Below are 11,594 nucleotides of genomic sequence, written 5' to 3' on the forward strand. Positions count from 1 at the left end.
GGTCGCGCACCTAGCCGAACATGGCCTGGGCGGTGACCCAGCGGTCCATGGGCACGGTCTTGAGCTGGCCCACCGCCTCTTCCAGCGGGATGTTCTCGATGCGCTCGCCCTTGAGGGCCACGCAGGTGCCATACTCGCCGCGGTGGGCGGCGCGGGTGGCGCGCACACCGTAGCGGGTGGCCAGAACGCGGTCGAAGGCGGTCGGGGTGCCGCCGCGCTGGATGTGGCCGAGGACGGTGGTGCGCACGTCGTGGCCGAGGCGGGAGTTGATCTCGTCGGCGATCTGCTGGCCGATACCGGTGAAGACCTCGTGCCCGAACTGGTCGACGCCGCCGGACTTGAGCTCCATGGTGCCCTCCTTGGGGGCGGCACCCTCGGCGACGACGATGATGCCGTACTTCTCACCCATCTGGAAGCGGCGTTCCATCTTCTTGCAGATCTCGGAGATGTCGAAGGGCACCTCGGGGATCACAGTGTAGTGGGCGCCACCGGCCATGCCGGCGTGCAGGGCGATCCAGCCGACGTGGCGGCCCATGACCTCGACGATGAGGATGCGGTTGTGGGACTCGGCGGTGGTGTGGAGGCGGTCGACGGCGTCGGTGGCCACGGCGACGGCGGTGTCGAAGCCGAAGGTGTAGTCGGTGCCGTTGACGTCGTTGTCGATGGTCTTGGGCACGCCGACGACCGGAATTCCGTTGTCGGAGAGCCACTTGGCGCCCTTGAGGGTGCCTTCGCCGCCGATGGGGATGAGGGCGTCGATGCCGGCGTCGGAGAGGTTCTCCTTGATCTGCTCCAGTCCGGCCTTGAACTTGTCCGGGTGCAGACGGCCGGTGCCCAGGATGGTGCCACCGCGCAGCAGGATGCGGTCGATGTGCTCGTCGTCGTAGAGGTCGACGCGGCGGTCCTCGAGAAGCCCCTGCCATCCGTCCTCGTATCCGACGACGGTGGAGCCGAATTCGGCGCTGGCGGTACGGACGATGCCGCGGATGACGGCGTTGAGGCCGGGGCAGTCGCCGCCGGAGGTCAGGGTGGCAAGTCGCATGGGGTCCACTTTAGCCCGCGGCCTGCGGATCGGCACCCTGTGGTCCGACCTGCGGTTCCGGCCGGAAGAAGGCCACCGCGACCAGTCCGAGACCCAACACGGCAGCGGGCAGCAGCAGGGCCACGGCCAGACCCGGGACGAATCCGAGGGAGACGGCGCCGACCTGCATCGCGGCCCCGACACTGGCGGCGCCGAGCACCGCACCCGTCTGGCGCCCGGTGTTGTAGACACCCGCGGCGGCCCCCATGTAGGCGATGTCGACGGTGCGCATGGCCGTCGCGGAGTTCGGTGCCCACACCAGGGCGTTGCCCACGCCCAACAGTCCCGCCGCCACCAGGAAGACCCACAGTGGGCCCTCCGCATACATCAGCCAGGCGATGAGCAGCAGGGTGAGGATCATCGTGGCGAACCCCGCCACCGAGAGCAGTCGCGGGTCGAGGCGATCGGCGGCGGGGCCGACCAGCGGGGAGGCGATCGCGGCGACCACCGCCATGGGGATGAGCATGAGCCCGGCGTCGCGCGAGCTGAGCCCCTGCCCGTCCTGCAGCCACAGCATGACCGGCAGCATCATCGACGACGCGGTGAAGCCCATCGTCGCGATGGAGAACACGCCGAGTGAGTAGTTGCGGTTTCCGAACATGGGCAAGGGAACCAGTGGTTCCGAGTTTCTTGTCGACGCCGTCGCCTGCAACCGGAGGAACACCGCCAGGCTCGCCAACCCGACGAGGGCGAGGGCCAGCGACCAGGCGGGCCAACCCAGGCCCGGGCCCTGCTGCACGGCGACGACCAGGGAGGCCATCCCGACGAAGGAGACCGCGACCGAGGGGATGTCGATGCGGCGGGCGAACGTCGGCAGGGTGGGCACCCACAGGGTGGCCAGCACCACCGCCAGGACACCGACGGGCAGGTGGATGAGGAAGACTCCCCGCCAGCCCACGGCGGAGACGATGAACCCACCCAGCACGGGCCCGACGAGGGTGGCCACGGAACCCACCGCCCCCCAGACGCCGAGGGCCGAGCCGCGGCGTTCGCGGGGGAAGACGCGGTTGATCACGCTCATGGTCTGCGGTGTGAGGATCGCCGCGCCGATACCCTGGACCGCGCGGGCGGCGATGAGCAGTTCCAGCGTGGGGGCCACCGCGGCGGCCAGCGCGGCCAGGGTGAACACGGTGATACCGAGGCGGAAGAGGGTGCGCTGTCCGAAGCGGTCGCCGAGGCGTCCGGTGAACAGCAACGGGACGAGCAGGCACAGCAGGTAGATGGAGGTCACCCACACGACCTGGTCGAGGCGGGCGTCGAAATCCGCCATGATCCCCGGGGTGGCGACCGCGACGATGGTCTGGTCGAGCAGGATCATGAAGAATCCCAGGCACAGGGCGGCCAGGGCGCGCCAGGCCTGGGCCGGGGGCAGGACGGTGGAACTCATTGCGCCGACTCTAGCCCGGTGTCGGCCGGGCGCAGCACGGTCACACCCCGCCAGATCGCCCACACGGAGATCACTGCCCAGGCCACGGCCAGCGCGGCGGCCGTGACGTAGATGGAGGCCTGGGTGAGCAGGCCGGAGGCGGCGATGAGGCCGATCGGGGCGGAGAACTGTCCGATGGCCATGAACACCGAGAAGGCCCGGCCCCGCAGGCGCTCGGGGATGATCTCGGTGACCAGCACCATCTGCAGCGGACCCATGAGCCCGCCGCCGAGTCCGGCGATCGCCATGCCGATGATGACCAGCCACGAGTAGTGCAGAGCGCCCATGAGGGAGAAACCGGCGAGGTAGCACACCATGGCCGCGACCCAGATCGTGCGCCGGCACCCCGTCCCCACCGCGGCGATGAGGAATCCGGAGACCATCATGCCCACGGCGTAGGCGGACATCGCCAGGCCCAGCTGCACCGGGGCGTCGATGAGCTGGAAGTGGGCGGGCATGAGAATCGCCAGGTACGGGCTGACCAGTGCGGAGGAGATGAGGGTGACCGCGGCGAGCAGGCGGATCGGGGCCGGGCGTACCACCTCGGCCCAGGAGCGCAGCGCGCCGAGATCCGGGATGTCGAGGGACACCTCCTCCTCCGCCGGCACCAGCCGCAGCAGCGCCGTGAGCCCGGCGGCCAGCAGGGAACATCCGGCGGTGATCCACAGCACTGACTCGATGGGCAGCGCGGCCATGAGGAACCCGGCCAGGGCGGGGCCCAGCAGCCAGGCCATCCCACCGATGGACTGGTTGAGCCCGGCGATGAAGTCGACCGTTTTTCCGGAGGTCCGAGAGACGTCGCCGACGAGGGCGGAACGCGCGGCCATGCCCGGGATGTCTCCGACCGCGCCGATGATGCCGAGCGCGATAAACCAGGCCATGGTCAAGCCCACAGACTGGTCAACGAGGATGACACCCACCACCGAGAGCCCGGAGATGACATCGGAAATGATCGACATTCTCTTGCGGCCGAAGGTGTCGATGAGGTGTCCGCCGAGGAAGGCCACCGCCAGGGAGGGCACGGCGATGGCGGCGGCCACCACGCCTGCCGCCGCCGGGTTGCCGGTACGTTCGAGCACCAGCCAGGGCCACACGATGGTGGCCACCGCGTTGCCGAGCATCGACGTCGCCGCCGACGCCAGATAGATCCAGACCATCACCGGACTCATCCTACGGGTCGGTAGGCTGACAGCATGGCAATGATCGATATCAAGAATCCCGCAGATGTCTCCACCGCGTCCGTCGTGTCGCTGGGCCTTCTGGGAGGCTGGCTCACGGCGCGGGAGACCGGCATCCGCCCGCTGGGCGGTGCCGTCCTGGCGGCCGCCGGTGGCTGGGCGATGCGCTCCTGGTGGACCAAGACCGACCCGCTGACCACGGCCGGGCTCACCGCACTCTACGTCGGCGCGTTCGGCGCCTCCCACCCGCTGGCCACAAAGATCGGCTCGTGGCCCGCGGTGCTCGGCGTCACGGCTGTGGCCGGTAGCGCGGCGTGTGTGCTCTCCGACCTGAAGTAGCTAGCGCCCCTCGGCGGCGTCGAGTTCGGCGTTGAACTCCCGCTTGGAGGCCTGCCACTGGTCCTCGGTCATGCCGATGCGCCAGTAGCCGGAGATCGAGACGTCGCCGCGGTTGATCTGGTGGTCGGTGAACAGATGGCGGCGCAGCTCCTTGATCATCTCGGCCACGCCGTGGATGAACCAGGCGGTGCGCCGGTCCGGGATGCCCGCCTCGCGCACCGCCTGCGAGAGTGCGGTGCCGTGGGTGGCGCCGTCGCGGGTCACCCAGTGCAGGGTGACGCCCGCCGGCTGCGGCATGTCGAACGTGGCCGCAGCGTCGGCGATCTCGACGTAGACGTCGGCGGTGGCACCGTTGGGGAGCTTCTCGACGCCCGCCGCGATCGCCGGGGCCGCCGATTCATCGCCGGCGAACACAAAGTGCTCGTAGCCCTCCTCGGGGCGCCAGGCCCCGCCCGGCCCGCGGAAGGTGATCTGCTCCCCCACCTGCGCGCGCTGGGCCCAGGGCCCGGCCAGCCCCTGGTCACCGTGGGTGACGAAGTCGACGTCGAAGGTCCCGGTGGCGGTGTCGATGCGGCGGAAGGTGTAGGTGCGGGTGACCATCTCCCCGAACACGATCTTGATGTAGTGGTCGGTGTACGGCAGCTCCGCGCCGATGAGCTCCGGGCTGTCGAAGCTGATGCGGACCAGTTCGGGCGTCAGGCGTTCGACGCCGGTGACGGTGGCGGTGCGGGCGGGACGGTTCTTGCGGGCGGGCGCGGTCACAGATACTCCTTATGGGAATTAGGTGACCCTAACCTACCAGAAGTGCGGTGGCGCGCAGCGGGTCGGTGAGGTCATAGGAGCCGACGACCGGCACGCCGCAGGATGCCAGCACCTCCCGGGCCTCCGCGGTGGCCAGCGGGGAGCGGGTCATGATGCCGGAGGCGGCGGCGACGGTGAGGCCGGCGTCGATAAGCTCGGTGACACCGGCGCGGGCGCCGAGCGCATCGGAGGCGGCGAAGACGACCTGGTCGACGCTGGCCTGGAAGGCCTCGTCGCGCAGAAGCGCGGCGGTCTCGCGCTGGTAGATGCCGTCGGCGATCTCGACGATGACGGTGTCCGCCCCGGTGTCGGTCAGCGCGGAGATCATGTTGAGGGCCAGCGCCCGGATGTCGGCGAAGGGGGTGCGGAAGGTGGTGGCGTAGCCGTAGTCGGTGAAGTCGAGGACCGCGTGAGCACCGGCGTCCTGGTAGTGCATGCGGTCATTGCCCGCCCCGGTGCCGGTGATCTTCCCGGCGCCCACCTGCTGTCCGCTGCGGCTGAGTCCGTTGACCAGGCACGCGACCACCGTGGACTTGCCGGCGTTCATGGAGGTGCCCACGACGGCGATGACGCGGGGGCGGTCCGCGCGCGGCTGCGCGTCGAGCGGGTTGGCGAACTGCCCGTAGGAACGGACGTTGACCACGCCGTCGGCGGTGGCCAGCAGGCCCAGCGGCTCGATCTCCGTCGGGGAATCCACGGCGCCGTGGGCCTCGGTGACCACGCCGGCGATGCCCCCGGCTGCCACGAGATGGCAGTGGTCGAGGCTGTCGGGCACATGCGCCAGGAAGAAGTCCGCCGCATAGCGGTGTCCGTAGGCCAGCAGCACGAGGGCGTCCTCGAACAGCGTCGCCTTGCGGGACACCGGGGTCTCGATCTGCTTGTGGCTGCGGATCCTGGTCACCCTCGCGACCACCACGTCGCCCACCTGCGGGGCGACACCCTCCCCCGCCGAGAGGTGGAATGCCGCCCGGTCCGCCTCCAGCGCCGCACCGACGAAGCGGGTGCTGTAGCAGGAGTGGACCCGCTCGGGCACCGGGAGGCGACGCAGTGGTCCGCGTGCGGCCTCGGCGCGCGACACCGCGATCTCGGTGACCGGGACGGCGGGAATCCCGACCGCGCCACCCGGCGTGGCGGCGGTCGAGGAGGGGGTCAGAAGGGTCATGGCATAGAGGCCTTTCGTCAGGAATCATATGGACCCCGGCGATCGGGGGATCGATTCCGGGGCGACGGCGGGCTCTTTCGCAGACGAAAAAGCAGTAGCCGCGGTGAAAATGTATCACCGGCGGCTACTGCGCGGGAACACGGCGGCGACAATTGTTATCCACCGTGGTCACAGGGGTTAGTTCGGGATCAGGAACGGCCCGCCTCGTAGGCTGCGCCGACGCGGTAGAGACGGTCGTCGGCAAACGCCGGGGCCATGATCTGCAGCCCGACCGGCAGGCCGGTGTCCTCGGCGAATCCGGCCGGCACCGACATGCCGCACAGGCCGGCCAGGTTCAGCGGCAGGGTGCACAGGTCGAAGTTGTACATCTCGACCGGATCGGAGACCTTCTCCCCCAGCTTGAAGGCGGTGGTCGGGGTGGTCGGGGTGACCAGCACGTCCACCTTCTCGTAGGCGCGGGCGAAGTCCTCGGCGATGAGCGTGCGCACGCGCTGGGCCTGCAGGTAGTAGGCGTCGAAGTAGCCGACGGACAGGGCGTAGGTACCCAGGATGATGCGGCGCTTGACCTCCGGGCCGAAACCGGCCGCACGGGTCAGGGCCATGACCTCCTCCGCCGAATGAGTGCCGTCGTCGCCGACGCGCAGGCCGTAACGCATGCCGTCGAGGCGCGCGAGGTTCGAGGAGACCTCACACGGCATGATGAGGTAGTAGGCGGCCAGGGCGTCGTCGAAACGCGGGCAGTCGACCTCGATGATCTCCGCGCCCTGCTCCTCGAGCTGCTTGAGCGCCGCGCGGTAGCTGGCCAGCACCCCGGACTGGAAGCCCTCGTCGCGGTTGAGCTGCTTGACCACACCGACCTTGACGCCGGAGAGATCACCGCGGGCACCCTCGCGGGCGGCGGCGACGACATCGGCGACGGGGCGGTCGACGGTGGTGGCGTCGAAGACGTCGTGCCCGGCGATGATCTCGTGGAGCAGCGCGGCGTCGAGAACCGTGCGGGCCGTCGGGCCGGCCTGCTCCAGGGAGGAGGCGGCGGCGATGAGACCGTGTCGGGACACGGTGCCGTAGGTGGGCTTGACGCCGACGGTGTTGGTCAGCGCGGCCGGCTGGCGGATGGATCCGCCGGTGTCGGTGCCGATGGCCAGCGGGGCCTGCCCGGCGGCCAGGGCGGCGGCGGAACCGCCACCGGAACCACCCGGGGTGCGGGTGAGGTCGTAGGGGTTCTTCGTCGCCCCGTAGGCGGAGTTCTCCGTGGACGAGCCCATGGCGAGCTCATCGAGGTTGGTCTTGCCCAGGATGGGGATGCCCGCCGCACGCAGCTTGGCGGTGACGGTCGCGTCGTAGGGGCTCATCCAGCCCTCGAGGATCTTCGAGGCGGCGGTCGTCGGGGCGTCGGTGGTGACGATGACGTCCTTGAGTGCCAGCGGCACTCCGGCCAGCGGGGAGGCGGGGGCCTCGCCGGCGTCGAGACGCTTATCGACGTCATCCGCGGTCGCCAGTGCGGCCTCCGCGCCGACGTGCAGGAAGGCGTTGATCTCACCGTCGGTCTCGGCGATGCGGTCGAGGTGGGCCTGGACGACCTCGCGCGAGGTGACCTCGCGGGAGTGGATCTTCTCGGCCAGCTCGGCGGCGGACAGCGAGGTGAGCCCGGAATCGGGAACAGTGTAGGTGGTCATGGGGGTCACTCCTCGCCCAGAATCTGCGGAACCATGAAACGGCCGTCCTCGGACGCCGGGGCCTGGTCGAGGGCCTCGTCGGCGGTGAGGGTGGGGATGAGCACGTCCTCACGCATGGCGGTGGCGATCGAGTGCGGGTGGCTCATCGGCTCCACACCCTCGGTGTCCACCTGCTGGACGGCAGAGACGGCACCGATGATCTCGTCGATCTGGGCGGCGAACTGCTTGAGCTCGTCCTCGCTGAGCGCGAGGCGGGACAACATGGCGAGGTGGGCGACCTCATCACGCGAAATGTCGGACACGGGGAGAACATCCTTTACGCATCGTTAAATGAACGTCGTCCATGCTACTGCAGGGGTCGGGAGCAAACTTATCTGAGGTATCCGCACGGTCCCCCAGGAGAGTTCTCTATGATTGAAATCACTGCAATGCAATATGTTTCCGAAAGGTCGGCCTCCACCTCATGTCTTATCTCATCCGCGTCCTGCTCCCCGACACCCCGGGGAGCCTGGGGCATCTCGCGGAGGCGATAGGGCTGGTCGACGGCAACATCGAGTCCGTCGACGTGGTGGAGACCTTCCACGACGGCACCGTCATGGACGACATCGTCGTCTCCCTGCCCAAGGGGGCGATGGCCGATTCGCTCATCACCGCCGCCAGCACCATCGACGGCGTCGAGGTCGATTCCATCCGCCCGTTCTCCGGCCGCGTGGACCGTCGCGGGCAGATCCAGATGCTCGCCGAGGTTGCCGCACACTCCCGCACCATCCCCCGTGCCATGGAGGAACTGGTCACCGTCACCCCGCGGTCGATGACGGCCTCGTGGGCCATCGTCCTCGACGACAAGGCCTCGGCGGAGGAGATTTCCCGCGTCGCCGCCTCGATGGCCGCACCCGAGGACGACGGTTCGCACCCCACCGACATCGACATCTCCGCCGCCCGCATCCTCAACCCGGACGACGAGGACTGGATCCCCGAGACCTGGGGGCTGCTCGATTCCTCCCTGGCAGCCACTCCCTTGGGATCCACCGGCATGGTGCTCGTCGTCGGACGCACCGGCGGGCCGGATTTCCTGGCCAGCGAGGTCGAGCACCTCGGCCAGATCGGCCGTATCGTCGGGGCCATCCTGAGCTAGCCGATGACCACCCGGTGGTTGTTGCTCGGGGGCCTTCTTACGCAGGCCCTCCTGTCGGTGGCGTTGCTCGGCACCCTGGCCCGGCCGATCGTCGTCACGGCCTGTGCCGCCTGCGTGGTGGCCGGGGCCGTCAGCGTCCGCCTCATTTTCTCCCCCACGCCGGCGCAGGTCCGCCTTCCCGGACTCATCGCCGGGCTCACCGGAGGCGCATCAGCTTTGATGCTGGCCCTCCACGGGTTCGGCCGTGAGCTCTTCTGGGCAACATTTCCGGAACCGTGGTGGGTTTTCCTGCCGTGGTTGTCCTGCGTGCTGTTCCTGCTGGCGACTGTCCTCTCCTATAGGTCCGAGCGGCGCGAACTATAGGTAGAGTCGGATCCACGACCTGACGTCCGATTCCAGGAGCTCGACTGTGCGAACACTGTTCCTGGGCGCCGCTGCCGCCCACGCCCTGCTGGTCGGCTGCCAGTGGCTGCCCGTCGACATCATGATCCTCGCCGTGGCCGGGGTGATCGCGGCCCTGGTGGTGGGCGGTGTGGTGCTGGTGCGCAACGGACCGATCGCCAGCGTGTGGGTGGGCACGGCCGCCAGCCTCACCGCCCTCATCGGCTGGGGCTCATGGCTGGTGATCTGGGCGCTGGACCCCAGCCGCAGTGATCCGGCGATCAACATCATCGGCGTGCTGCTGCCGCCGGTCGCCGTGATCGTCTATCTGGTGGCGGCCTTCCTCCCGAGCACCCGGCGCGGTGCCGCCCGCTGACCTGCCCTACTCCGGCGAGCCGGTCTCCAGCAGCCGGACGAACCCCGCCTCATCGAGGATGGGCAGCTGAAGCTCGCGGGCCTTCGTCTCCTTGGATCCGGCGTTCTCGCCGACGACGACGTAGTCCGTCTTCTTCGACACCGAGCCGGAGGCCTTCCCGCCGCGGGAGAGAATGGCCTCCTTGGCGCCGTCGCGCGTGAAGCCCTCGAGTGAGCCGGTGACCACGATGGTCAGGCCCTCGAGGGTCTGCTCCGCCAGGTCCTCGCCGTCTTCTACCATGGTCACCCCGGCGGCGGCCCAGCGCTCCACCAGGTCGCGGTGCCAGTCAACGGCGAACCAGTTCTGGAAGGACTCGGCGATGATGGTGCCCACCCCGTCGGTGTCGGCGATGTGGTCGACGGGGGCGTCGATAAGCGCGGGCAGCGAACGGTAGCGGGTGGCCAGGGCGCGGGCGGCGGTGGGGCCGACGTGGCGGATGGACAGGGCGACGATGACGCGCCACAGGTCCGTGTCACGGGCCGTGGCGAGATTCTCCAGGAGTTTGCGGCCCGAGGCGTTCACCGTGCCGGCTGTGGTGGTGTACACCCGGGAGGCCTCGAGGTCGGCCTCCGTGAGGTCGAAGAGGCCGGATTCGTCCGTGAGGATGCCGGTGCGGATGAGGTCCTGCGCCCCCTTCTCCCCCAGCGCCTCGATGTCGAAGGCACCGCGGCCGGCGAGGTAGGTCAGGCGCGAGGACAGCTGCGCGGGGCAGGAACGGGAGTTGGGGCAGCGCCAGTCGGCGTCGCCCTCCTTCTGCGGGGCCAGGCGCGTGCCGCACGAGGGGCACAACGTGGGGAAGAGGAACTCACGTTCGCTGCCGTCTCGCTTCTCGACGACCGGCCCCAGCACCTCCGGGATGATCTCCCCGGCCTTGCGGATGACGACGGTGTCGCCGATGAGTACGCCCTTGCGGGCGACCTCGGTCTGGTTGTGCAGGGTGGCCATGGAGACGGTGGAGCCGGCGACGAACACGGGTTCCATGATGGCGAAGGGGGTCACGCGTCCGGTGCGGCCGACACCGACCTGGATGTCGATGAGGGTGGTGGTGACCTCCTCCGGCGGGTACTTGTAGGCGATGGCCCAGCGGGGGGCGCGGGAGGTGGCGCCGAGCGCGCGTTGTTCGGCGTAGGAGTCGACCTTGACCACCAGGCCGTCCATCTCGTGCGCGGCGTCGTGGCGGTGCTCGGCCCAGTAGCGCACTTTCTCCACCACCTCGTCGGCCGAGTGGACCTGTTCGGTGTAGGGGCTGACGGGCAGGCCCCAGGCGGCCAGCGCCTGATAGGCCTCGTGCTGGGTGGCGGGCGAAAAGCCCTCGCGAGCACCGATGCCGTGGGCGATCATGCGCAGGCGGCGCTTCTTCACGTCCTCGGGGTTCTTCTGCCGCAGGGAACCGGCGGCGGCGTTGCGCGGGTTGGCGAAGGGCTTGCCGCCCTCGGCCTGGCGGAGTTCGTTGACCTCGGCGAAGTCCTCGATGGCGATGAACACCTCGCCACGGACCTCCAGTAGGGCGGGGATGTTCTCGCCGCTGAGCTGATGCGGGATGTCGTCGATGACCTTGGCGTTGGCGGTGACGTCCTCGCCGATGCGCCCGTCGCCGCGGGTGGCGGCGCGCTCGAGGACGCCGTCGCGGTAGACCAGCGCGAGGGACAGGCCGTCGATCTTCAGCTCGGTGAGGTAGGTCTGGCTCGGGGTGCGGGAGAGCCACTCGCGCAGTTCGTCCTCGTCGAAGGCGTTGTCGAGGCTCATCATCCGCTCGAGGTGCTCGACGTTGTCGAAGGTGGAGCTGGCGATCGTCGGCGCGCCGACCTCCATGGTGGGGCTGTCCGGGACGGCGAGCTCCGGGTGCTTTACCTCCAGCTCCTGCAGTTGGCGGAACAGCGCGTCGAAGTCGGCGTCGGGGATCTCCGGCTGGGCGTTGTAGTAGAGGTCGCGGTGGCGGCGGACCTCCTCGGCCAGGTCGTTCCACTGGCGGCGCAGATCCGGGTCAATCACAGGCTCAA

Annotated in this window: 12 protein-coding genes; 4 read left to right on the top strand and 8 right to left on the bottom strand. The window is 69.3% G+C overall.

Annotation, left to right across the window (positions count from 1 at the left end; genetic code table 11):
* Window positions 1-10: 10 nt before the first annotated feature.
* The 3 genes from Q4F73_RS03900 to Q4F73_RS03910 are packed head-to-tail and all read right to left on the bottom strand — an operon-like array spanning window position 11 to window position 3,664.
* The gene (locus Q4F73_RS03900; protein WP_303358045.1) at window positions 11-1,042 is read right to left on the bottom strand and encodes a 6-phosphofructokinase; all 1,032 of its coding nucleotides are present in this window, start codon (window positions 1,040-1,042) and stop codon (window positions 11-13) included.
* 10 nt (window positions 1,043-1,052) lie between these two features.
* On the bottom strand, window positions 1,053-2,468 hold the full coding sequence (locus tag Q4F73_RS03905; protein WP_303358046.1) for a DHA2 family efflux MFS transporter permease subunit: 1,416 nt from the start codon (window positions 2,466-2,468) through the stop codon (window positions 1,053-1,055).
* Entirely contained in the window at window positions 2,465-3,664 is a 1,200-nt protein-coding gene (locus Q4F73_RS03910; protein ID WP_303358047.1) for an MFS transporter, read from the bottom strand. The genes Q4F73_RS03905 and Q4F73_RS03910 overlap by 4 nt, the downstream gene beginning before the upstream one ends.
* A gap of 36 nt (window positions 3,665-3,700) precedes the next feature.
* On the opposite strand from Q4F73_RS03910, the gene Q4F73_RS03915 reads away from it, so the two are divergent.
* Complete coding sequence (locus Q4F73_RS03915) at window positions 3,701-4,024, top strand: hypothetical protein (RefSeq protein ID WP_303358048.1); 324 nt, start codon at window positions 3,701-3,703, stop codon at window positions 4,022-4,024.
* Here Q4F73_RS03915 and Q4F73_RS03920 read toward each other — a convergent pair whose 3' ends face one another.
* From Q4F73_RS03920 to gatC, 4 genes are all read right to left on the bottom strand, one after another.
* Complete coding sequence (locus Q4F73_RS03920) at window positions 4,025-4,786, bottom strand: siderophore-interacting protein (RefSeq protein WP_303358049.1); 762 nt, start codon at window positions 4,784-4,786, stop codon at window positions 4,025-4,027.
* A 28-nt stretch (window positions 4,787-4,814) separates the two neighbouring features.
* Window positions 4,815-5,987: a DUF1611 domain-containing protein gene (locus tag Q4F73_RS03925; protein WP_303358050.1), complete on the bottom strand. Its 1,173-nt coding sequence runs from the start codon at window positions 5,985-5,987 to the stop codon at window positions 4,815-4,817.
* Window positions 5,988-6,175: 188 nt separating this feature from the next.
* Window positions 6,176-7,663, bottom strand: coding sequence for an Asp-tRNA(Asn)/Glu-tRNA(Gln) amidotransferase subunit GatA (gene gatA, locus Q4F73_RS03930; RefSeq protein ID WP_303358051.1), 1,488 nt, complete (start codon window positions 7,661-7,663; stop codon window positions 6,176-6,178).
* A gap of 5 nt (window positions 7,664-7,668) precedes the next feature.
* Window positions 7,669-7,965, bottom strand: coding sequence for an Asp-tRNA(Asn)/Glu-tRNA(Gln) amidotransferase subunit GatC (gene gatC / locus Q4F73_RS03935; RefSeq protein WP_303358052.1), 297 nt, complete (start codon window positions 7,963-7,965; stop codon window positions 7,669-7,671).
* A gap of 161 nt (window positions 7,966-8,126) precedes the next feature.
* Here gatC and Q4F73_RS03940 point away from each other — a divergent pair, with 161 nt between their 5' ends.
* Genes Q4F73_RS03940 through Q4F73_RS03950 form a run of 3 tightly spaced genes read left to right on the top strand, consistent with a single transcriptional unit; the run spans window position 8,127 to window position 9,555 of the window.
* The gene (locus tag Q4F73_RS03940) at window positions 8,127-8,798 is read left to right on the top strand and encodes an amino acid-binding ACT domain protein (protein WP_303358053.1); all 672 of its coding nucleotides are present in this window, start codon (window positions 8,127-8,129) and stop codon (window positions 8,796-8,798) included.
* A gap of 3 nt (window positions 8,799-8,801) precedes the next feature.
* Window positions 8,802-9,161, top strand: a complete 360-nt coding sequence (locus Q4F73_RS03945; RefSeq protein WP_303358054.1) for a hypothetical protein — start codon at window positions 8,802-8,804, stop codon at window positions 9,159-9,161.
* Between the two features lie 46 nt (window positions 9,162-9,207).
* Window positions 9,208-9,555 carry a hypothetical protein gene (locus tag Q4F73_RS03950; RefSeq protein WP_303358055.1) on the top strand — a complete coding sequence of 116 codons (348 nt, stop codon included), beginning with the start codon at window positions 9,208-9,210 and terminating at the stop codon, window positions 9,553-9,555.
* A gap of 6 nt (window positions 9,556-9,561) precedes the next feature.
* On the opposite strand, the gene ligA is transcribed toward Q4F73_RS03950, so the two are convergent.
* A complete protein-coding gene (ligA, locus tag Q4F73_RS03955; protein WP_303358075.1) occupies window positions 9,562-11,586 on the bottom strand; it encodes an NAD-dependent DNA ligase LigA in 2,025 nt (674 codons plus the stop codon).
* Window positions 11,587-11,594 lie beyond the last annotated feature (8 nt).

Origin of the sequence: Corynebacterium sp. (assembly GCF_030535495.1) — a bacterium.
Taxonomy (GTDB): Bacteria; Actinomycetota; Actinomycetes; order Mycobacteriales; family Mycobacteriaceae; genus Corynebacterium.

Bases quoted from the DNA above. Each gene is read 5' to 3' on its own strand.
- gatA (WP_303358051.1), bottom strand. From the start codon at position 7,663: ATGACCACCTACACTGTTCCCGATTCCGGGCTCACCTCGCTGTCCGCC.
- Q4F73_RS03925 (WP_303358050.1), bottom strand. From the start codon at position 5,987: ATGACCCTTCTGACCCCCTCCTCGACCGCCGCCACGCCGGGTGGCGCG.
- Q4F73_RS03900 (WP_303358045.1), bottom strand. From the start codon at position 1,042: ATGCGACTTGCCACCCTGACCTCCGGCGGCGACTGCCCCGGCCTCAAC.
- Q4F73_RS03910 (WP_303358047.1), bottom strand. From the start codon at position 3,664: ATGGTCTGGATCTATCTGGCGTCGGCGGCGACGTCGATGCTCGGCAAC.
- Q4F73_RS03945 (WP_303358054.1), top strand. From the start codon at position 8,802: ATGACCACCCGGTGGTTGTTGCTCGGGGGCCTTCTTACGCAGGCCCTC.
- Q4F73_RS03905 (WP_303358046.1), bottom strand. From the start codon at position 2,468: ATGAGTTCCACCGTCCTGCCCCCGGCCCAGGCCTGGCGCGCCCTGGCC.
- Q4F73_RS03940 (WP_303358053.1), top strand. From the start codon at position 8,127: ATGTCTTATCTCATCCGCGTCCTGCTCCCCGACACCCCGGGGAGCCTG.
- Q4F73_RS03915 (WP_303358048.1), top strand. From the start codon at position 3,701: ATGGCAATGATCGATATCAAGAATCCCGCAGATGTCTCCACCGCGTCC.